This is a genomic window from Streptococcus sp. 4886, assembly GCF_013276485.1.
Classification (GTDB): Bacteria; Bacillota; Bacilli; order Lactobacillales; family Streptococcaceae; genus Streptococcus.
On sequence record NZ_VMLD01000001.1, the window covers coordinates 52,075 to 75,109 of the forward strand.

Below are 23,035 nucleotides of genomic sequence, written 5' to 3' on the forward strand. Positions count from 1 at the left end.
TCTATCCGATATTGCCCATCTCCTGTCCCACAGTTAGAGACAGAAGAGATTGGCTAGATTGATAGAACATCCCTATTCATCTAATACTCTTCGAAAATCAAATTCAAACCGTGTCAACGTCGCCTTGCCGTACTCAAGTACAGCCTACGGCTAGTTTCCTAGTTTGCTCTTTGATTTTCATTGAGTATAAAGTATGTGATTATCTTGGGTTCTCTCTTCTCTCACCCATCACTAGGATTGATGATTTCTCCAAATCCCCCTTATAATCTAACTTTAAGTAGAGAATATAACTTTCTAGCTGTCCTATTTTCTACGTCTAGCCTTTCTTCCTAGCAAAGCAAAACCACTGGTTGCCGCCACTAGACCAAGACTAGCAAGTGCTGCACTTGATGCTGAACCTGTGTTAGGTAATTGTTTTCTCGCAGGTGACTGGTAGGTAACATCTTGCATTGTTCCTGCAGTTGCTTGCGGTGCACTTGTTGCCTGAGGAGCAGCATTAGGAGCCACTGGTCTCTTAGGAACTGTAACCATGGCAATGGCTTGCACTCCAATCGTTTCTGCTTCCTTCACATCTTCCACAGTTTTCGCATTTTCAATCTCTTTGAGAGCTGCTTGTTTTTCTGCTTCCACTCTTGCTAAAAGTTCTGCTTGTTCTTTATCAGAAAGCGGTGAGCCTTTGATTTCATCCTGCTTGTCCTTGGCAGCTTTTTCAATGACCTTTTTAGCTGATTCTTTTGCATTTGCTAATTGCTTAGAAGATTGTGATTGAGATGGGGTTTGTGAACCTGTGTGAGCTTGTCCGCCTGCCTGACTACCACCGCCTGCATTCGCATTAGCATCTGAGCTTCCAGTATTGCCTCCATTATCTCCACCTGGTGTAGTTTCTGGCTTATACTCTGGTGTAGCTTCTTGAGTTACAGATTCACCTTTCGCAGATTGTTGAACTGTATCTTTTCCTAGAATCGTCACTACTGAACCATCTGGGAATGTGATTGTTGCTGTACCATCTCCAGCTACATTGATTGTCGCTCCGTCTAATGCTGAACCATTTGCTTGTAAAATAGCAACCTTAACTTTTTCTTTTTCTTCATCTGTTAAATGAGTTATATCTTTTACATCTACTCTTTGAGCAGGCGCTTTAACAGTTGATTTTTCAGCAGTCGGTTTAGTGCTATCTTGTGCTTTTGGATCTTGTGCTACCAATTGATTTCCTGGAATTGTAATAGCTGAACCATCTTTAAAGACGATTGTCGCTGTGCCATCTCCAGCTACTTCAACTTTAACATCGCTTCCGAATTCATTTGCATCTACTACAGCTTTTTTAACAGCTTCTTTTTCTTCATCTGTTAATCTTGTAGCTTCTGCTACTTTTGTAGGGTTAGCTGGGATGATTACTTTTGTCTTCTCAGCGATTGTTGGTTGCTCTTGTGTTGGAGTTTCCTCTTTTTGAACTACTAGACTGGTTCCTGGGATTGTATTGACTGAACCATCTGAGTATGTCAATGTCGCTGTTCCGTCTTTAGATACCTTAACATCTGTCGCAGTTGGATTTGCTTGTTTCACTTTCGTAGCTACTGCAGCTTGTTCCTCAGGTGTTAAGCTGTGAGCATTTCCAACTTCTGTAGTTGCTGGCACCACTGCTGGATTTTGCGCGGCTTGTGTTGAAGCTTCATTGTCAGTATCTTTGGCTACTACTAGACTGGTTCCTGGAATTGTGTTTACTGAACCATCTCCATATGTTAGCGTTGCTGTTCCATCTTTAGATACCTTAACATCTGTCGCCGCTGGATTTGCTTCTTTAACCTTAGCTGCTACAGTATCTTGCTCCGTCTGTGTCAAGTTGTGAGTATTTTCAACAGGTACAAAGTTTCCTGGAACTTGCGCTGGGTTCTTCTCTGCATCTGTCTGAACTTTTGGAGTTTCTTGTTTACTTCCTTTTTCAACAAGTTTATCCCCTGTTATTGTATCTACAGATTTATCTGGATAGGTGATGACTACTGTTCCATCAGGTCTTACTTCTACCGTAGTTCCTGCTGGGAAGTTGTTCGCTTCTTCAACCGCTTTTTTAACCGCAGCTTGTTCTTCTGGTGTTAACTTCGTAGTATTTCCTACTTGTGTTTTTCCTGGGATAACTGGCTCGGTTCTTGACGCGATTGTACCTTCATCCTTTTTAGCTGGCGCTACTAATTTATCTTTAGAAATCGTATCGCTTGAACCATCTTTATATGTGATAACAGCTGTTCCATCTGGTTTTACTTCTACTGTTGTTCCATCTGGGAATGTGTTCGCACCTTCGATGTTTTGACGAACTTGTTCTCTTTCTTCATCTGAAAGTTTTGCTGGATTTTCCACTTCCACTTTGTTTTCAGGAACTTTCGGTTCGAATTTAGATGCAATAGAGCCCTCTGGTTGAACTTCATTTATCTTATGAATACCAACTTCTTTCGCCGCATTGATTTCATCTTTAGATTGACCTTTGTTGATGTCTTCAATCGCTTTATCTTTGGCCTTATTGATTTCTTCGATAGCTTTTTGTTTCGCTTCGTCTGATAAATCTTTATTGTTCTTGATTTCGTTAATGCGTTTTTGAGCTTCTTCTAGTATCTCAGCTTTTGCTTTCGCTTTTTCTTCATCAAGGTTTGTTACATCTGGTTTCTTAACTTCTGCATCAGCTTTTGGATCATATTTTTCAATATTTTCTTTTGCTTGATCTGCAATTTGTTTAGCTGTTCCTGCTGATGATGCTTCGTCAATAGCTTTGTTAGCATCTTCTTTAGCTTTCTTGATTGTTTCTTCAGCTTTTTGCTTTTGCTCTTCAGTTAAATCTGTATCTTTCTTGATTTCATCAAGTTTTTTCTTAGCAGCGTCTTCTACTTGTTTTTTAGCGTCTTCTTTCGCCTTAGCAAGATCATTATCTTTATCAGCTGTGCCTAAGGAATCAACTACTTCAACCGGTACTTTTACAGTTACTTTAGTACCATCAGCTAGGGTTACTTCCACTTCTGCTTCTTTAGTTCCCGATTCTGTTGTAGTTGGTTTAAAAGTGATTTTCGCTGTTAGTCCATCAGCTAGTGCTAATTGTTTTAGGATTTCTTCGTCAGTTAAGTCTTTACCTTTTTCTACAGTTACTTTTCCGGATACTAAAGCAGTTTGTAGGTCTAACTCTGGCTTAAAGATACTTGTTGATTGCCCTTTGGCAGTTTGTACTACTACATCTTCTTTTGGTAGATTTCCGTTTGGAGTCTCAACATTTCCTTGATCATCAACCTTGACATCGTCCTTGTTTAAGCCTGGATTTGCTTCAACAATAGCTTTCTTAACATCTTCTTTTTCTTTGTCTGTTAAGTTATTCGAATCTTTAACTCCTACAGGTGTGACAGGTTTCTTCAAAGCTGATGTTACTACATCTTTTGCTGGTAAATTACCTTGTGGTGTTTCAACATTACCTTGACCATCAACCTTAACATCATCCTTGTTTAAGCCTGGATTTGCAGCCACGATAGCATCCTTAACAGCGTCTTTTTCTGCTTCTGTTAAGTTTTTAGGATCTTTAACTTCTACAGGTGTAACAGGTTTCTTCAAGGCTGGTGTTACAACTTCTCCTGCTAGTAAATTACCTCTTGGCGTTTCAACATTGCCTTGATCATCAACCTTGACATCGTCCTTGTTTAAGCCTGGATTTGCAGCTACAACAGCATCCTTAACAGCGTCTTTTTCTGCTTCTGTTAAGCTATGGACATCTTTAACAGGGACAAGTTTTGTCGGTTTCTTCAAGGCTGGTGTCACTACATCCTCTGCTGGTAAGTTGCCTTTTGGTGTTTCAACATTTCCTTGGTCATCGACTTTGATATCTTTATCTGTTAAACCTGGATTATTTTTAATAATCTCTTCTACAATCTTAGATTTCTCTGGTTCTGTCAGTTTAGATGGGTTGACAACTTCAACTGGGGTTGTTGGTTTCTTCAAGGTAGAAGTTACAACATCTTTTGCTGGTAAGTTACCTTGTGGTGTTGTGACATTTCCTTGATCATCGACTTTGACTTTATCCTCAGTTAAACCTGGATTTGCCTCTACAATAGCTTTCTTAACCGCTTCTTTTTCTTTAACTGTTAGGCTATTTGGATTTTCTACTTCAACAAGTTTATTTGGTTTATTTAAAACTGTTGTGACAACATCTTCTTTTGGTAGATTTCCTTTTGGAGTTTTAACATTTCCTTGGTTATCTACTGTAACATCACCTTTGTTTAAGCCTGGATTTGCTGCTACGACAGCATCCTTAATGTCTTCTTTTTCTTTAGTTGTTAAGTCATTAGGATTTCCAACTACAACTGGTGTTGCTGGTTTCTTCAAGGCTGGAGTTACAACATCTTTTGCAAGTAATTTATCGCCATTCTTAGTTGTTACATTACCTTTATCATCGACTGTAATATCATCTTTGCTTAGACCAGGATTTGCGTTGGCTACAGCTTCTTTCACTTTTTCCTTTTCATCATTTGTTAAATGATTTGGATCAGCTACTACGACTGGTGTCGCTGGTTTGTTTAATGCTTGAACAACAACTTTTTCTGCCTCCAAGTAACCTTTAGGAGAAGCTACATCTCCCTTATCACTCACATAGACTTCAGATTCTTCTAGTTGAGGGTTAGTCGCCACAATCGCTTTTTTAACAGCTTCTTTCTCTTCATCTGTTAAATGATTGACATCTGTAACCTTAACCTTTTCTTTTGGTGGAGTTAACTTTCTCTTAGCTGTTTCTGTAATATCTTGTGGAGTATGAACAGCAGCAATTTCTTGTCTACCTTTTTCTGTTGCTGACGCTATAGCTTCTGGTGAAGTTGCATTGTTGATGTTTTCTTCGTGTGTTGCTTTCAGTTCATCAACTTGTTTCTTCAATGCTTCTTTTTCTTTTTTAGATAATGCATTGTCTTCATCAATTTCGGCTTTTTCAGCATCTGCTGCTTTTGTTAGGTCAGCTTTTGCTTTTTCCTGATCAGTTGCTTTTCTTACAGGTACTTCGATTTCATCTTTTGATCCGTCACCATAAGTAACTTCTACTACAACTACTTTCTTACCTTCATTTGCACCTGTTCCTTCCACAATTGCTCCGTCATTTTTGACTTGTTTGTCTGTCGGTTGTGGTTGTCCTTCTGGTACTACTACAGCATCTGTAATAGCTTTTTTATCTGCTTCTGCTACTTTTTTATCTGTAGCCGGATCGACACTTACTGGTACTTCTCCTGCTGTGATTTCTTCTTTCACTTTTGGAGTTGCTTTTGCAGCATCAGTCCCTTCTACTGGCACTTCTACTACATCTTTGCTTCCGTCTCCGTAGGTTACTTCTACTTTAACTACTGGTTTACCTGCGTTATTTGCTCCACCGTTTGCACTTTGGTCTGTACCTTCTACTACTTTTCCTTCGTCAAGTAATTTTTTATCTGTTACTTGTGTGCCTTCTGGTACTTTTACAGCCTCTTTAACTTTTTGTACATCTTCTGCTTTTGTTACTTTTGAATCTTTTACAGGTGTTTCGCTTAGTTTCGCTGTATCCGCTGTCGGTGTTGTTGTCGCTGCAGTGTTCCCTTCTACTGGCACTTCTACTACATCTTTGCTTCCGTCTCCGTAGGTTACCTCTACTTTAACTACTGGTTTGCCTGCGTTATTTGCTCCACCGTTTGCACTTTGGTCTGTACCTTCTACTACTTTTCCTTCGTCAAGTAATTTCTTATCTGTTACTTGTGTGCCAGCTGGTACTTTTACAGCCTCTTTAACTTTTTGTTCATCTTCTGCTTTTGTGACTTTTGAATCTTTAACAGGTGTTTCGCTTAGTTTCGCTGTATCCGCTGTCGGTGTTGTTGTCGCTGCAGTATTTCCTTCTACTGGGACTTCTACTACATCTTTGCTTCCGTCTCCGTAGGTTACCTCTACTTTAACTACTGGTTTACCTGCGTTATTTGCTCCACCGTTTGCACTTTGGTCTGTACCTTCTACTACTTTTCCTTCGTCAAGTAATTTCTTATCTGTTACTTGTGTGCCAGCTGGTACTTTGACAGCGTCTTTGATTGCTTGTTCATCTTCTGCTTTTGTGACTTTTGAATCTTTAACAGGTGTTTCGCTTAGTTTCGCTGTGTCTGCTGTTGGTGTTACTTTTGATGCAACTGATTGAACCACTTCTATTTCAATTTCTTTTGAAACATTTTCGTGTGTCACTTTTACTGGAACAACTGTCTTACCACCTTTTTCTTGTATTGGGTTGTAGATTACTGTTGAACCTTCGGGAATCCCATTAATCTTATCCTTAATCAATTTTTGATCTTCTGGTTTCGAAACAACTACTCCAACCGCTGGTGCTACAGAAATAGGTACAGCATTGTTATCTTTCTTTGTTAATTCAAATTCTTCTTGTTTACCATGTAAACCTGCTTTAGCTGATTCTAAAGCTTCTAACGCTTTATCTACTTCGTCTTGTGAAGCATCCGACTTATCTAATATTTCTTTTGCTTTTCTTAATGCATCATCGTAAGCTTTTTTCTTAGTTTCATCTTTTTCTTTAGTATAAGCTGGTGATTTTTTGACTGTTTCACCTTTAACATATTCTTCTTGTAAAAGAGATTTGTCTACATCAACTTTTACTTTTTCACTACCAGGTTTTAATTCGTTGATTGCGGTTTCTAATGTTTTGAATAAGTTTTCTACAGTTGAGATGGATTTATCAGCACCATTCGCTTTATCTAACACACTTTCAGCAGCTGTTAACGCTTTATCAAATGCAGTTTTCTTGTCGGTTGCAGCCGATGTATATTTATCCGTTGCTTTTAATTCGTTCGCTTTTCCAGCTAACTCCTTAAGTTGTTTCATTTTGCTATTTAATTGCTTAGCTTGTGAAACATAATTTTCTATTTCTTCTTTATTAGCGCTGTTTTCCACTAAATCTTTAAACGATTGTTTTTGATTATTATTTAAGTGCTCTAGTTTTTCTATTTCAGCTACAGCGTTTTTGCGTTCACCTGCTAATTTAGCAAATTCAACGATAGTAGCCATTTCGTCAATATTAGATGCTTTATCAATTTCTTTCTTGTATTCGTCTTTTTCTGTCTCAGTTAAATCTGGGATATTATCAATCATATCCTTATATTGCTGACGAACTTTATCTGCTTCTTCTTTTTTATGAGCAGCTTCTTTAGCAGACGCTTCTTTTTGAGCTTTTTCTACTATATTTAAGATAGTTCCATCTGTAGTTACAGGACCTACTTCAGTTGCTTTGTCTATTGCAGCAATATATTCAGCCTTTTTAGCTGGTGATAAATCTTCATCTGGAATTCCATTAATCGTTTCTTTTGCTTTCGTACGAGCAGCATCTAAATCTTTCTTGACTAGTATATCAACAAGACTATCTAAACGAGCTTTTGTTGCGTCACGATTAGCGTCAGTATCTGGATGATTAGCATCGGACACTTTATCAACATTATCATTTGGTTTTATAGTTGCAGTGTTGATTTTAGCAATTGCTGCTTCTTTGTCTTCTTTTGTTATATAACCAAGAGCATTAATCTTATCATTAGCAGCTTTTTTCATTTTAGCTAATGCTACAGCATTTTCATTAGCTCTTGATTGAGCTTTATTCAGAACACTTTCAATCTTGTCTCGAGTATTTTTTCCTTTAATTTCATTTTTATATCCTTCTTTTTCACTTGGATATAGATTATCTAACGAATCGATTACATTGGTTGCTTCATTTCGTGCAGCGTTAACATCAAAAGCAGGTTCTTGTTTTTGCTTAAATAAACGTGCTTTAGGTACAGTACCCAAGGTACGTTGAAGTCCTCCTGTTCGTATAATGTCTAAATCATTTTTTCCATTGAAGTCAAGTCTAGCAGGAACCTTATATAAGTTGAAACTAACATTAGGTTTAAGATCCCCTGTACTTACGACCTTATTACTATTGTAGTTCTTCTGCCCAGCTTCTGTTAAATTAGCTCCTAAAAAGCTATCTAAGGCTCTAGATTTATCTGCTCCACTAATATTATCATAATTTTCCACTTCTACAGGATTAATATAGTAGGTAAGCAGTCCATCCGTTACTCGTTCTAGAGTCTCAGTTTTTGCCGGTTTTGGTTTTTCATAAATCAACTCAGAACCCTTAATCGTATCCGTACTACCGTCCTTATAAGTAATCGTTGCATTACCTGTAGCTTTATCAATAGTAATTGAATCTTTACCGTTTTTTAAATTATCTTTAAACGATTTATTTGTAGATAAAAGCTCACTTTCATTATTGCCATTGGCTGTCCAAATTTTTTCTTTAATATCATTTGCTTCATCATCTGTAAGCTGATTTGGATTTGCTACCCCTGTACGTTCGGGTACCTTTGGTTCAAAAAGTTCATTTAATTTATACAATACCGGAAGCTTAACAGTTTCAACACGAGCGTATTGTTGTCTATTTAATTCTTGATATACCCCCATACCAATTGTTAACTCTTTTGTGTTTACAGGATCTTTCACCTTAGTAGTATAAGTAACCGTTACAGTTCCAGCTGCTCTTTTTTCCCAATCAGCGTAAATACTTCGGCTTTTAGCACGAAGGTCATGCATGATTTCTTGAGTAGGCATATTGCTATTATCATACCAACGATTATTATAATCTCCTAAAAACTTATTAAATTCACTATTTAAACTTACAAATGGAGTTTTTCTTAACGTTTCTCCAGTAGTAGTGTTATGTCTTTCCCACGCGTCTGGATTATTATTATATTTACTATGAATAAAACGCGAATTACTTTCCCAACTACTCCAATTTGTATACTCATTAGTAACTCCACTACCATTTGTTAGTGTAAGTCCATAGTCATTTCCTAATTCTTCTGTTCCTTCGGGCACAGTGAACCAATGAAATGGTCGACCACTCCAAAATATCGGAGCTTCTTCATGCGAGTTATCTTTAGCATTATACGTTAATGTAACAGTAATGATTGGATTTTCTTTTGTATACTTGGAAGTATCAACGTCCATGCGGAATGCATTGTAAATACTTGTTGAAGTACCTCTAAGTTTATACACACTTTCTCCATGAGCATAAGCGGTCACTTTATCACCATTAGCTTCATAGGATGTTATCCCGTCCGCATTAGCTATTTGAGATGATGGACCAAGTACAGTAATAGCCCCTATCAAACACGACGCCGCTCCAAAGCTAAACTTTCTAATCGAAAATTTTTCCACACGCTGCCACATTTGCTTAGAGCGTTTCTGCGTTCTCTTATACTTCATTCTTTGATCTCCATTTTTTATTTTTATTGCTTCTTATTCAAAAACTAATACACTATAATACAATTTTATTATAATATATCTACTTTAGGCGATAAGAATATACGTACATTATAGCATAAAGTCCCCCCCCGTCCACTTTTAGCCTCATTTTTACTTTAATTAAAATATATAGAAATTTACCCTATTTGCTATCATTTTGTCACTAATTCCTTATACAGATTTATAAATTTCAATCGATTCTCATTCAAAAACATAAAATAAGTCATTCTAAGTATCTGAAGCCCTATCCCCCTACACTTACTTCATCACAAAATAAAGAAAAGACCCTACCAGAACCAAAAAGCGTCTGGTAAGGTCTTTTTCTGAATCCTGTCATTAGGCTTATACTCTTCGAAAATCAAATTCAAACCACGTCAGCTTCACCTTGCCGTACTCAAGTACAGCCTGCGGCTAGCTTTCTAGTTTGCTCTTTGATTTTCATTGATTATTAACTGAAAAGCATGACTAGGAATACTATTGAATGTGGCTAGCTAAATCTTCCTGAGCTTTTTTATTTGACTCAGATTTTTCTTTCAGCCATTTTTCATAGAGTTCTTGGTACTGTTTAGCAGTTACCGGCTCTTTTTGCAGTTCAACATATTTGTAGTTATCAGCATCTCCCTTATGACCAACGAAAGAGAAGGCTCCTGTAAACGGTACAGTCTTACGGAAGATTGGGTTGGCTCCGCCACTTTGAACTGGTAGGAAGAGGGCACTGTCAGTCAACCAAGCTTGGACTTCAGCAAATTTTTCATAACGAGCCTGAGTATTTTCAACTTCGCTATCTGCTTCATCTAGTAACTTCTTATAAGCAGAAAGTCCAATTTTTTCTTTTACTTCATTATCTTTTCCAGCAGTCAAACCAATATTGTTAAGCTGTGAACCTGACTCTGGATCCAAGAGATCAAGATAAGTTTTCGGATCTGAGTAATCTCCGCTCCAACCTGAAATATCAATGTCATAGTCCTTTTGTTCAGCTGTATCTGCAAAGAATGTAGCCTGATCCTTCTCATCTGGAGAAAGTTGAATCACGTCAATCACAACGTTGTCCGCCCCAAGGGTTTCTTCCACTGTCTGCTTAAAGGAACTTGCTTGTTGCACATCTAACTTGGCCGTCTGGTCAACCGGCATATCCAAATGAATTGGGAAGGTCACGCCTTCTGTTTGCAAGGTTTCTTTAGCTTTAGCAAATGCTGCCTTGGCTTTTTCAGCATTCAAAAAGGCAGGTTGCGCATCATTCAAATTGATATTCGACCACTCTGTACCATAGTTAATAATCTTTTCATTGACAACATCTCCAAAGTTTTTACCACCGATTTGGACAAAATCACTTGGGATAAGCGTGTTACGCAAGATACGGTCTGCTCCATCTTCACCATTTGTCTGCGCTGCATAAGCATGACGGTCAAAGGCAAAGTTGACAGCCTGACGGAAATCCTTATTTTGCATGGCCGCAAGTGAATCTGTCTTTTCCTTATCAGACTGTTTCATGGTCTGCTTGTAGCTTTGACGATTAACGTTAAAAAGATAATAAAAGGTAATTGAGTTTTGTGGTGTGTAGGTGATTTTGTCCTCATTCCCTTTTTTCAACTGATTAAACACTGAACTTGTCGGGAAGATACGACCGTCCGAGTAATTCCCTTCCAAAAATCCTCTCGCTAAACTATCTTGATCAGAACCGTCAAAGAAAGAGAGCTTCACTTTCTCAATTTTCACATTATCCTTGTCCCAATAATTAGGGTTTTTATCAAATTCAATCAAAGATTTTGATGAGAAAGATTTAAACAAGTAAGGACCATTTGACAAGATACTGGATGGTGTTACACTACCAAAGTCATCTCCCTTAGATTTCAAAAAAGATTCATTTACAGGACTCAAAATACCCCCAGTAGTCTTAGAATTCCAGTAAGATTCCGGCTTATTCAAAGTATATTGAAGAGTATAGTCATCCACTGCTTTAACTCCAACAGTCTCAAAGTCAGATGTTTCCCCCTCAACGTAGTCTGCGAGGCCCTTGATAGAGTCTTGGACCAAGTACAAGTTTTCAGCCTTTTTATCAGCCGCATACTTGAGACCTGTCACAAAGTCATGAGCCGTTACATCCGCATACTCTTCGCCCTCTGAAGTGTACCATTTCGCCCCCTGACGGATTTTATAAGTGTAAGTCAAACCATCTTTTGACACCGTCCATGACTCAGCCATAGATGGAATGAGATTACCATACTGATCATTTTCTAACAAGCCATCAATCAGGTTGGTCGTGATACTTGAAGTAGAGCCACGCGTTGACGTAATGTAGTCCAAGGTATCAGGATTACTAGTAAATACATAAGAGTAGGTTTTCTCAGCATTACTTGATTGGGAAGACCCACATGCCGCTAGAGCTAGACCTGCTGTCAAAGCCATAGCTCCAAAAAGCATAACTTTTGATTTCTTCATGATTATTCTCCATTTTTTACAGTATGTGAAATATTATACACCATTTGAGCAAAAATATAAAGCCTTTTTGAACTTTTTTACAAAAATAAAAATCAGTAGACTCGAGTTCCTACTGATTTTTGTTATGGTTCGTTTGGATTATGCAGCCAAAACTTTACGTCCTTTACGACGACGAGCTGCCAATACGCGACGACCGTTTTTAGTTGACATACGGTTACGGAATCCGTGTTTGCGCGCACGACGAAGTTTACTTGGTTGATAAGTACGTTTCACGATGAATACCTCCTCATAGATTTTGTATTCGTTTAGCCGGCTATAAAGTGATCAGTTACTAAACATACTTTACTATTCTATCTGATTCTTTCACTTTTGTCAATAGCTCAAGGCAAATGTTTACTGCTTTTTGGCGCTTTTTCGAATGTAAGCCCTATCTACGATACTGTTTCAAGAAACGAGTCATCTTTTCTTGGATTTGGGCTAGTTCATCAACACGAGGAAGGTAAACGATACGGAAGTGGTCTGGTTCTTTCCAGTTAAAGCCTCGACCATGAACCAAGAGAACCTTTTCCTGCTTCAAGAAATCAAGAACAAACTGCTCATCATCATCGATACGGTACATATTGCGGTCGATTTTAGGGAAGATATAGAGCCCAGCCTTGGGTTTAACCGCAGACAAACCTGGAATCTCTTGAATGGCATTGTAAATGAAATTTCTTTGCTCATAAATTCGTCCACCAGGAAGGAGCAATTCATCGACCGACTGGTGACCACCCAAGGAAGTTTGTACGACTTGTTGGGCCAAAACGTTAGAGCAAAGGCGCATATTGGATAGCATATTGAGCCCTTCGATATAGCCCTTGACATGAGTCTTAGGTCCAGACAAGACCATCCAACCCACACGGAAACCAGCGATACGATGGGATTTTGATAGACCATTCATGCTGACACAGAAGACATCTGGTGCCAAGCTAGCCACAGGCGTATGCACATGTCCATCCATTACCATACGGTCATAAATTTCATCCGCAAAGATAATCAAATCGTTTTGACGGGCAATCTCAATAATCTCCAACAAGAGTTCCTTAGGATAAAGGGCTCCAGTTGGATTATTTGGATTGATAAGGACGATCGCCTTGGTATTGGAAGTGATTTTTGACTTGATATCGTCAATATCTGGATACCATTCTGCAGCTTCATCACAGATATAGTGAACGGCATTTCCTCCAGCTAGGCTGACAGCTGCTGTCCAGAGAGGATAATCTGGCATTGGCACCAAGACCTCGTCTCCATTGTCCAAAAGCCCCTGCATGGACATGACAATCAGCTCACTGACACCATTTCCAAGGTAGATATCATCAATATCTACGTTTGGGAATTTCTTCAATTGGCAATACTGCATGATGGCCTTACGGGCTGAAAAAATCCCTTTGGAGTCAGAATATCCTTCACTATCACGCGCATTCATAATCAAGTCATGAATGACCTCATCTGGCGCTGTAAAGCCAAATTCTGCTGGATTTCCTGTATTCAGACGTAAAATCTTTTCTCCATTTGCTCGCATCCGCATGGCTTCTTCCAAAACAGGGCCACGGATATCATAAGCAACATGCTCTAACTTACTAGACTTGTTATATTCTTTCATCTTGTTTCCTCAATTCATCGAGATAGTAACATTATACCACTAGAAAGACAATGCGACAAGTTTGCTGAAATGTGTTACTAAAATCCTACAGAAGAAAAGCCTCGCTAAAAGCGAGGTCAAGACAGGGGAGATAGCAGGTATTTTGCGAAAGACATATCACATACCAAAAGATAAACCTAGAAAAAGTAAGCCTAAAAAGGAGTCATAGAGAAGATTGAACATGAGGAAAAGCCCCCATATCATCAAGTAATCCCAACGCCCACTTCGTTTTGCAACTAGGAATAAGAGTAGATGGTAGAGTACATGAAAGACTAAAAAACCGATAAACCCTGGATAAAGAAGTGGTATCAGACTCTCTAATTGCCAGATCATGATAACTTCTACCAAGACTGAAACTAGGATGATTCCATAATAAAGGAAATTTGAATTTTTTGTTTCTTGAAAAGAGTTTTTCATCATTCTCCCTCCCTTCACTTCTTTCCTGCTATCCTTTCTTTTATTTTATCATATATTTATATAGATTTTAAGTGCTAACATTCTTTTAAAAAATACTTTTTTTGCTTTACTTCTATATTGAAAAGGTTTACAATTATAGTAAGAAAATTTCAGGAGGTTTCATTATGGCACAACGTTACCAAAATATTATGGTCGCAATCGATGGTTCTAAAGAAGCGGACTTGGCTTTTGTCAAGGGAGTTCATTCTGCTCTACGAAACGACGCTAAACTCACCATCGCACATGTCATTGACACACGCGCTCTCCAAAGCGTATCCACCTTTGATGCTGAAGTTTATGAAGAACTCCAAGTCGACGCTGAAAGTCTGATGAAAGAGTACGAAAAACGTGCTAAAGATGCTGGTGTGGCAGATGTTCATATCGTCATTGAAATGGGAAATCCAAAGACCCTACTGGCACGTACTATTCCCGATGCTGAAGAAGTGGACCTCATCCTCGTTGGCGCAACTGGTCTCAACGCCTTTGAACGCCTCTTGGTCGGATCTTCATCTGAATACATTCTCCGCCATGCTAAGGTCGATTTGCTGGTTGTGAGAGAACAAGAAAAAACCTTATAATCACAAAGAAAAGGAGCTCAGCGCTCCTTTTTGTTTACTATTTATACTCTTCGAAAATCTCTTCAAACCATGTCAACGTCCATCTACAACCTCAAAACAGTGTTTTGAGCAGCCTGCGGCTAGTTTCCTAGTTTGCTCTTTGATTTTCATTGAGAATTATTTCTCTCTTTATGGCGTTCGTAAGCCTTGAGCTGGCGCTTCAGTTCCTTTTTAATCGCGGGTTCTGGAGCATATTTTTCTTCCCAATCATCTGGTTTTAAGATTTTATGGGTCACTGGATCAAAATGAGCCTTGCCATCTGGGAAAATTTTCCCCATATTGGCCTGATGAACGATATCAAAAATACGTTCTGGATCCACTCCCATCAAGACAAAACTACCGTAGGTGAAGTAAAGCGTGTCAATCAAGGCATCCACTTGACCTACCAAATCTTGCTGAGCAGGCGTCTTCTTGGCTACTTTATCTGCCGCCTTATCAAGAGCTTGATGAAGTTGCGATAGAGCTTGACCAAAGTCCTCTTCAGAAGGACTGGCAGCTCTAACAAACTCCACCAATTCTTCTATTTTAAAGCCAGCCCTGTGGGTTGCACCTTCTAAATTCCAAGCTCGAGGTTCTTCTTGGGTCCGTTCATCCATCATATGGTGGAAGGTCTTGACCTTATTGAAATGATAGTCACGGCTGACAAAGACTTTTTCTGAGGCCAGAACACCAAAATGTTCCAAGGCCTTGTGGATTCCGTCTTGCTGATTGCTAGTGGTGATATGCTTGGCAACTTCCTTGACACTGCTACTACCATTTCCCATAGCGACTGACATACCGACACCCGCCAGCATTTCAAGGTCGTTATCTGAGTCACCAAAGGCCATGACTTGGTTGAGGTCAAAGCCATATTCTTTCCCAACTCGGCGTATGCCTTCCAATTTAGAGTTTCCTTGATTGATGACATCCGCTGCAAAAGGATTGCTACGTGTCAATTTCAAGTCTTCAAAATCAGCTGCCGCCTTCTCAGATTCTTCTGGTGTCATCAGCATCAAAACTTGGTAGATAGGCTGATTCATCAGATGAAGCAGGTCTTCTTCCTTTTGGGGAACAACCTTGCTGACCATACGATTAAAGGAATGACTCACTGTCCGAGTTAAAACTGAGGGAACGAAGCGACTGATTCGTTGGGAAAAAGAACCCAAACCAAAGGACATGATTTTAGAACCTAGCATGGCATCCTTGGTCCCTAGGGCAATCTCCTTGCCCTCTTTTTTAGCATAAGAAATTAGCTGACGCAAATGTAACTTGGAAATCGGGCTCGTAAACAAGACTCTTTCTTTAGTAAAGATATACTGGCCATTGTAGGTTACCGCAAAATCCAGATCCAAATCGTCCATCAATTCCTTAACAAAAAAAGGTCCTCGACCTGTCGCTACGCCGACAAGTACTCCTTGTTCTTTGACGATTTTAATCGCGTCCTTAGTGGATTTCAAAACACTCTTGCGATCGTTGACCAAGGTTCCATCGATATCAAAAAAAACAGCTTTGACTTCCATCCTATCCCAATCTCCCCTTTTGTGATACAATGATTATACCACATTTCAGAAAGAGTGAGTAAATCATGCCTAAGAAAATCCTTGTTTTACATACAGGTGGGACTATTTCCATGCAGGCCGATGCTTCTGGTGCTGTTGTGACTAGTTCGGATAATCCCATGAACCATGTGTCCAATCCCCTTGAAGGAATCCAAGTCCACGCCTTGGACTTTTTTAACCTACCAAGCCCCCATATCAAACCCAAGCATATGCTGGCCCTCTACCAAAAAATCAAAGAGGAAGCAGATAATTACGATGGAGTGGTGATCACACACGGGACCGATACTTTAGAGGAAACAGCTTATTTCCTTGATACCATGGAAGTTCCCCATATGCCTATCGTTCTAACAGGTGCCATGCGCAGCTCCAACGAACTCGGTAGTGACGGTGTTTATAATTATCTGAGCGCTTTACGAGTGGCTAGCGATGACAGGGCTGCTGACAAAGGAGTTTTGGTCGTTATGAACGATGAAATCCACGCTGCCAAGTATGTCACCAAAACGCATACAACCAACGTCAGCACCTTCCAGACTCCAACACACGGGCCACTTGGTCTGATTATGAAACAGGAAATCCTCTACTTTAAAACAGCTGAACCTCGTGTCCGCTTTGACCTTGATCACATACAAGGATTAGTCCCTATCATCTCTGCTTATGCTGGTATGACAGATGAGCTGATTGATATGCTGGATTTGGAACAATTGGACGGTTTGATTATCCAAGCCTTCGGAGCTGGTAATATTCCAAAAGAAACGGCTCAAAAATTAGAAAGCCTTCTGCAAAAAGGAATACCAGTCGCCCTGGTTTCACGATGCTTTAACGGTATTGCCGAGCCTGTTTATGCTTACCAGGGTGGAGGCGTACAGTTGCAAAAATCAGGCGTTTTCTTTGTTAAAGAACTCAACGCCCAAAAAGCCCGCTTGAAACTCCTCATTGCCCTCAATGCCGGACTAAAAGGACAGGCTTTGAAAGACTATATGGAAGGCTAAGTCTCTTCGAAAATCTCTTCAAACCACGTCAGCGTCGCCTTGCCGTATGTATGGCTACTGACTTCGTCAGTTCTATCTACAACCTCAAAGCAGTGCCTTGAGCTGACTTCGTCAGTTCTATCTACAACCTCAAAGCAGTGCCTTGAGCTGACTTCGTCAGTTCTATCTGCAACCTCAAAACGGTGTGTTGCGTAGCCTTCAACAAGCCTCCTAGTCCGCTCTGTGGTATTCATTGAGTCAACATCTCTTGTTTAAGAGCACAAAATCAGGAAATCTTCACGATTCCCTGATTTTTTCTATTTCCGTTTTCGTGTTGAACGACGTTCTGTCAAACCATGAGGTAAGAGAACTTCACGTTCTTCCAACTCTTCCTTGTGCATAATCTTGGTCAACATACGCATACTAATGGCACCAAGGTCATAAAGAGGTTGGGCAATCGTTGTCAAGTTTGGACGGGTAAAGCGTGAGATTTGTGAATCATCACTAGTAATAATTTCAAAATCTTCTGGCACAGAAACACCCTTATCAGCCAAACCGTTCAAGACTCCTGCTGCCAACTCATCACCTGTCACAACTGCTGCAGTTGCATTTGATGAAATCAAACGCTCTGCCAAGGCGTAACCATCATCATAGCTATACTTAGATTCAAATACCAAACCTTCACTATAAGCGATTCCTGCTTTCTTCAAGGCTTCCTTGTAGCCAACTAAACGAACCTTACCATTGATGTCATCCACTAGCGGACCGCTAACAAAAGCAATACGTTCATTTTCTTTAACAAGGTAACTCACTGCATCAATCGTTGCTTGCTTATAGTCAATGTTGACACTTGGCAACTGGTGCTCAACATCGACAGTTCCTGCGAGAACAATCGGAGTACGTGAACGCGAAAATTCTGAGCGAATTTTATCTGTCAAGTGATAACCCATAAAGATAATGCCATCTACCTGCTTTGAAAAGAGGGTATTGACAACAGAAACTTCTTTCTCGTTATCTTCATCGCTATTAGCTAGGACAATATTGTACTTGTACATTTCTGCAATATCATCAATCCCCTTAGCCAAACTCGAAAAATAACCATTGGTAATATTTGGAATCACAACACCAACAGTAGTTGTCTTTTTACTTGCAAGACCACGCGCAACTGCATTTGGACGATAATCCAAACGATCAATTACCTCTAGCACTTTTTTACGGGTATTCTCTTTTACATTTTTATTGCCATTGACCACACGGCTGACCGTCGCCATGGAAACACCCGCTTCACGAGCGACATCATAAATGGTTACTGTATCATCTGCATTCATTCCTTTTCCTGCCCTTTCTATCCCACACATTCTTTTACAAGTAGAGGCACCGATTGAAACTCTATATCTACTTACAAAAGTGAAGATGTGAAAATTTCGTTTTCATGTTTCTACTTATTCCATTCTATCACTAATTGTAAACACTTTCAAGTGTTTTTTGAAGATTGATTGAAAAAATTTCATAGAAAGCCTAGGTTTAGCTCTTGCTACCACCTTAGAGTAAACAAAAAGGAGGAAACCAAGCCCTCCTCAAGTTACAAAATTGTTTGATTAAATAATTTCAATTTTAGCACATAATGGTTTTCGCATTATGATAGTATCACAACCAACCAGATTCTTTCGCGATATTAGCTGCCTCTGTTCTATTACCTGCATCTAGTTTTGAAAGAATATTGGTGACATAGTTTCGGACTGTTCCGTTTGATAAATAAAGTTGATCTGCAATTTCTTGGTTAGAGAAGCCTTGAGCAATTCCCTTTAAAACGGCGATTTCTTGCTCTGTTAACGGATTGGGATGCGTCATCACCACTTCCATCAATTCAGGCGAATATTCCTTCCGTCCTTCTAGGACGGTGTGCAAGGTTTGCATGAGGTCTGCAATGTTTCTTTCTTTTAATACATAAGCATCTACTCCAGCCTTGACCGCACGTTCAAAATACCCAGGACGCTTGAAGGTCGTCACCACAACCACCTTTGTTTCTAGATTTACTGCTCGTATCCACTCCAAGACTTCAAGACCTGTCTTAACAGGCATTTCTACGTCAAGGATGGCAATATCCACAGACTCCTTTTCTAATAGTTGGATTGCTTCTTGCCCATTCTTGGCTTGAAAGACAGACTCTACATCCGGTTGAAGCGTGAGCAATTGACACATAGCATCTCGCAACATACTTTGATCTTCTGCGACTAATACTTTCATCTACTTTCTCTCCTTATAAGGTAGTCGAACCTGCACTTCCGTTGGATGTTTCTGACTGATTACACTTACTTCTCCTGAAAATGGAAGGATACGTTCTCGGACTGTATGGAGCTCATTACCCTTTATAGAAGCGAAACCACAGCCATCATCACTTACTGCTAGAATGAGTTCCTTCTCTGTCCGTTCTAATTTCAAGTAAGCTTTAGACGCATTGGCATGTTTGATGATATTGGTTACTAACTCAAGCAAAATCATGGAAGCCGTTGACTCCAATTCCTGAGTTAAGCTAGCTGTATCTAGTTGATTAGCTATTTCCACCTCAATTCCAGCAATTTCTAACATCTTTTTCACAGTCTCTAGTTCGGATGTCAAAGTTCTAGACTTAAGATTTTCCACAATGGTTCGCACTTCACGCATTGATTCTTTGCTAATTTGCTGTATTTCTCTTAATTCCTTTTCCACCTGTTGATAAGCCTGCATCTGTAATAACTGTAATGCTAAATCTGTCTTGACACTAAGCATAGCAAAAGTATGTCCCAGACTATCATGCAAATCTTGACCGATACGATTGCGCTCATTTTCTGCTAGCAATAGATTTATCTGGGCATTTTGCTTAGTCTGAGCTTCTTTCAAATCTTCCACAATACGAATCCGAACCAAGCCAAAAGTCATCAAATCGACAAAAGTAAGAATTACAAGCATATAGACTAGAAACTCAACTTCGATTCTCTGAAAAATCAAAAGTCGCCCCATAACAAGGACTTGAGCAAGGAGAAAACTCCAGACATGTAAAGACTTTAAACTACCTACGCCAAAATGATAAATTAAGAGATTGGAAAGGAAAAAGAAAAACCAGATATAATTCACAGCAACAAAGACGGTATTCCCAGCTACATAGACCAGCATGATCCCCCAGAAAAGCCAAGATAGGCGCTGGTTCTTAGTTATTAAAACACCCAAATACGTCACTACAAATAGAATATCAACCAATAAATGCCAGGCAGAAAGCCACCCAGTCACTACAGGTAGGATGGGGAAAATCATAAAAATTAAACTGGCCCAAAACATATAGTGTATGCTTTTCAGTCTTTCAAGCATTAAGCATTCTCCTTATGACCTTGAAGGTAAATGGTCAAACCAAACAAAACTGCTGAAAAAACAAGTAGATAAACTGTGGCTGATAGATTGATGCTACCCTCGTTTAAGAAGGTCTTGAGCAACTCCATCAACTGATAAGTTGGTAGGCACTTCCCGATTGCTTGCATCCAGTCTGGAAATAAAGAGATGGGCATCCAGAGTCCACCTAAAACAGCCAAGCCTAGATAGAGAAGATTGCCCACGACAGACATCAGCTGACTAGAAGGCAAGAGTGTCAAGGTCAAGCCAAGCGCTACAAAAGCTACACTTCCTACTATCAGCAAGAACGCAGCCCCAATCCAGCTTGCTAGAGGCATGTCTACACCTCTTACAAAATGTCCAACTGTAAAAACAACCAGAATTGAAACCAAATAATCAACCAGCATACTTGTTATCTTTGATAGATAATATTCTACCATATTTACAGGGCTATGACGCAATGTTTTCTGCCAGTTGTTCATCTTATCGGTATGTAAGACAGCTGGGAATGAAAAGATAGCGGTCGACATCATGGAAAAGGCAGTCATGGAGATGAGGTAATCACGCATAAAATTAGCCGGTCCACCTGGTGTGTCCTGGTACATGCCTGAAAAGAATAAATAGAAGGCTGTCGGCATCCCTACGGATAATAGATAATAGACTAATTGTCGTTTGGTCAATAGAAATTCTATCTTGTTTAGTGCGATCCATTGTTTCATCTTAGTCATCTCCCTTTTGTGTTTCTTCAAAGATTGTATCCAGCAAGCTACGATTATTGACTTCAATTTCTTGAATCCTACATCCTGCTCGGACTAATAGTTCCCAGAAAGCATTTGCCTCTCGTGTGACAACTTGCAGAGCATCTTGTTTTTGTACCCACCTTTCAACCAAGACTGACTTCTCAACGACTTCCTTGTAAGCCAGCGGAAGGATAAAATGCTTTTCAATCTCCTCACTACGCATAGCTAGAGGCGTCGTATCACGAATCAACTCTCCCTTATTCAAGACCAAGATTCGGTCCGCTGTATGCTCTACCTCTTCGATATAATGGGAGGAATAGAGAATGGTAACTCCCTTAGCTTTTAGTTCCTGAACAATTTCCCAAAAGCGTTGACGAGTTGAAGTATCCATGGCCGCAGTTGGCTCATCTAAAAAGACAAGTTTTGGTCGGCCAATCAAGGTCAAGACAAAAAAGAAAAGACGCTTTTGCCCACCTGACAATTTTTCTGCAAATTGCTCTTTCTGTTGCTGATCAAACTGCAATAGTTGATCGATTTCCTGGTTGCTCAAGGGATTTGGATAAATACTTTGAAAGAAAGCAATCAACTCTTTGACCTTTAATTTCTGAACGATAACATTTTCTTGAGGGAGATAGGATCTTGTGTAGTCTAACTGAGAACTCGTCACTGGCAAGCCTTGGATGGATACTTGACCGCTTGTGACCAGTTTATCTCCAAGCAAACAATCTAAGAGTGTTGTCTTCCCAGCTCCATTTGGACCAATTAAGGCAACACATTCACCATCGTTGATTTCAACGGAGATGTTCCGCAAAATCTCCTTGTCTTTTATTTTCTTACTCAATTTCTCAACTTTAATCACAGTCATGAGACTCTCCTTTCAACCACTCCATTCTCATAAGGAAAACGACGAAAATCATAAATCCAAACCCCAAAGCACCACGGATGAATTGGTGAAGGAAGGCTTGATCAAACCAACCTGTAAACATTTCTACCAACCATACCACTAGTGATAGTCCAATAAAAAGATAGAGAAACGCTTTTTTCATTTTTCAAACTCCTTTTTCACATCTGAGACTAATTTCAAACCTTCTCGGATAAGCCAGGACATCATTCCAAATCCTGCAAATAGCTCCCAAGGAAAATGATAGAAATCTTCATCCAATCCTGAGAACATGAGATAAGTCATGACTCCTGCTGCTACTAAACTCATTGCGACAATTACTTTATGTTTCATTTTTTCTTCCTCCACTTGATACATCTAGTATAATTCTTTGAAGGTAGAATCACTAGAAGCTTCTGTCATGAGGAGATATGACAAATGTCATAAAAGATTCTGTTCAAAACAAGCAAGATACACTATACAATAAAACACAAGTAGAAAAATCTAAGGCAACTTCCTCAAAAGAGATATCAAACCCCATTCACACTATAATGTAAACTAATACTTATTTAAAATCAAAAGAGCGGAAATTTTTATCGTACAAACATATATATTATATGTAGGACAAAAAACTCTTCAATTACTTTCTTAAAAGTTTGTAAGAATTATACAATCTGTTAAATTTTAATTTATGTACCTAAACTACAGTATTCATTGAACAAATCAGGAAACAAAAAAATATACGCAATCAAAATGAATTGCTGAAAATCAAAAAAGAGAGAACCAAAATGATTCTCTCTTAATGTATATAATATCTCGTTATAAAAACACACACTCACATATCTCTGTAATGTATCGGGAAGACAGGATTCGAACCTGCGACACCTTGGTCCCAAACCAAGTACTCTACCAAGCTGAGCTACTTCCCGAGTTAAAAAGAAAAATGCACCCTAGAGGAGTCGAACCTCTAACCGCCTGATTCGTAGTCAGGTACTCTATCCAGTTGAGCTAAGGGTGCTCATTAGTTTATGCCGAGGACCGGAATCG

At 39.4% G+C, this 23,035-nt stretch carries 16 protein-coding genes, 2 tRNA genes and 1 pseudogene; 2 read left to right on the plus strand and 17 right to left on the minus strand.

Translation table 11 applies throughout. The features are described 5' to 3' along the window. Window positions 1–303 precede the first annotated feature (303 nt). The 6 genes and pseudogenes from HT679_RS11625 to HT679_RS00275 form a co-directional block, all read right to left on the minus strand. On the minus strand, window positions 304–1,473 hold the full coding sequence (locus HT679_RS11625) for a DUF1542 domain-containing protein (RefSeq protein WP_345890086.1): 1,170 nt from the start codon (window positions 1,471–1,473) through the stop codon (window positions 304–306). After that, a pseudogene (locus tag HT679_RS00255) lies at window positions 1,456–9,267 on the minus strand (DUF1542 domain-containing protein); the annotation flags it as partial. The gene HT679_RS11625 and the pseudogene HT679_RS00255, both read right to left, overlap by 18 nt. Window positions 9,268–9,780: 513 nt before the next feature. Continuing rightward, window positions 9,781–11,745 (minus strand): peptide ABC transporter substrate-binding protein, encoded by a 1,965-nt coding sequence (locus tag HT679_RS00260; protein WP_173212234.1) that lies wholly within the window; start codon window positions 11,743–11,745, stop codon window positions 9,781–9,783. A 138-nt stretch (window positions 11,746–11,883) separates the two neighbouring features. Next, entirely contained in the window at window positions 11,884–12,018 is a 135-nt protein-coding gene (gene rpmH, locus HT679_RS00265; RefSeq protein WP_000831905.1) for a 50S ribosomal protein L34, read from the minus strand. Between the two features lie 154 nt (window positions 12,019–12,172). Continuing rightward, entirely contained in the window at window positions 12,173–13,387 is a 1,215-nt protein-coding gene (locus HT679_RS00270; protein ID WP_000666459.1) for a pyridoxal phosphate-dependent aminotransferase, read from the minus strand. 156 nt (window positions 13,388–13,543) lie between these two features. After that, window positions 13,544–13,846, minus strand: a complete 303-nt coding sequence (locus HT679_RS00275; protein ID WP_173212236.1) for a hypothetical protein — start codon at window positions 13,844–13,846, stop codon at window positions 13,544–13,546. Window positions 13,847–14,007: 161 nt separating this feature from the next. Between HT679_RS00275 and HT679_RS00280 the strand changes: the two genes are divergently transcribed. Continuing rightward, window positions 14,008–14,460, plus strand: a complete 453-nt coding sequence (locus HT679_RS00280) for a universal stress protein (protein ID WP_000079148.1) — start codon at window positions 14,008–14,010, stop codon at window positions 14,458–14,460. Window positions 14,461–14,606: 146 nt separating this feature from the next. Here HT679_RS00280 and HT679_RS00285 read toward each other — a convergent pair whose 3' ends face one another. Then, complete coding sequence (locus tag HT679_RS00285; protein WP_173212238.1) at window positions 14,607–15,998, minus strand: Cof-type HAD-IIB family hydrolase; 1,392 nt, start codon at window positions 15,996–15,998, stop codon at window positions 14,607–14,609. 65 nt (window positions 15,999–16,063) lie between these two features. On the opposite strand from HT679_RS00285, the gene HT679_RS00290 reads away from it, so the two are divergent. Continuing rightward, window positions 16,064–17,026, plus strand: a complete 963-nt coding sequence (locus HT679_RS00290) for an asparaginase (RefSeq protein ID WP_173212240.1) — start codon at window positions 16,064–16,066, stop codon at window positions 17,024–17,026. Here the strand turns inward: HT679_RS00290 and HT679_RS00295 are convergent. The 10 genes from HT679_RS00295 to HT679_RS00340 all read right to left on the minus strand — a co-directional run bounded on the left by HT679_RS00295 (window position 17,023) and on the right by HT679_RS00340 (window position 23,006). After that, window positions 17,023–17,259: a hypothetical protein gene (locus tag HT679_RS00295; RefSeq protein WP_173212242.1), complete on the minus strand. Its 237-nt coding sequence runs from the start codon at window positions 17,257–17,259 to the stop codon at window positions 17,023–17,025. The genes HT679_RS00290 and HT679_RS00295 overlap by 4 nt on opposite strands. A 63-nt stretch (window positions 17,260–17,322) precedes the next feature. Beyond that, the gene (gene ccpA / locus HT679_RS00300) at window positions 17,323–18,333 is read right to left on the minus strand and encodes a catabolite control protein A (protein WP_173212244.1); all 1,011 of its coding nucleotides are present in this window, start codon (window positions 18,331–18,333) and stop codon (window positions 17,323–17,325) included. Window positions 18,334–18,652: 319 nt separating this feature from the next. Next, window positions 18,653–19,252, minus strand: coding sequence for a response regulator transcription factor (locus tag HT679_RS00305; protein ID WP_173212246.1), 600 nt, complete (start codon window positions 19,250–19,252; stop codon window positions 18,653–18,655). Continuing rightward, window positions 19,253–20,350 (minus strand): sensor histidine kinase, encoded by a 1,098-nt coding sequence (locus HT679_RS00310; protein WP_173212248.1) that lies wholly within the window; start codon window positions 20,348–20,350, stop codon window positions 19,253–19,255. Then, window positions 20,350–21,087, minus strand: a complete 738-nt coding sequence (locus HT679_RS00315) for an ABC transporter permease (protein WP_173212250.1) — start codon at window positions 21,085–21,087, stop codon at window positions 20,350–20,352. The genes HT679_RS00310 and HT679_RS00315 overlap by 1 nt, the downstream gene beginning before the upstream one ends. 1 nt (window position 21,088) lies before the next feature. Further along, window positions 21,089–21,973 carry an ABC transporter ATP-binding protein gene (locus HT679_RS00320; protein ID WP_173212251.1) on the minus strand — a complete coding sequence of 295 codons (885 nt, stop codon included), beginning with the start codon at window positions 21,971–21,973 and terminating at the stop codon, window positions 21,089–21,091. Then, the gene (locus HT679_RS00325) at window positions 21,960–22,154 is read right to left on the minus strand and encodes a hypothetical protein (protein ID WP_173212254.1); all 195 of its coding nucleotides are present in this window, start codon (window positions 22,152–22,154) and stop codon (window positions 21,960–21,962) included. The genes HT679_RS00320 and HT679_RS00325 overlap by 14 nt, the downstream gene beginning before the upstream one ends. Continuing rightward, window positions 22,151–22,342 (minus strand): hypothetical protein, encoded by a 192-nt coding sequence (locus tag HT679_RS00330; protein WP_012972435.1) that lies wholly within the window; start codon window positions 22,340–22,342, stop codon window positions 22,151–22,153. Before HT679_RS00330 ends, HT679_RS00325 begins: the two co-directional genes overlap by 4 nt. 501 nt (window positions 22,343–22,843) lie before the next feature. Further along, window positions 22,844–22,917: transfer RNA gene (locus HT679_RS00335), tRNA-Pro, on the minus strand. A gap of 15 nt (window positions 22,918–22,932) precedes the next feature. Then, window positions 22,933–23,006 (minus strand) — tRNA-Arg (locus tag HT679_RS00340). Window positions 23,007–23,035: the final 29 nt, after the last annotated feature.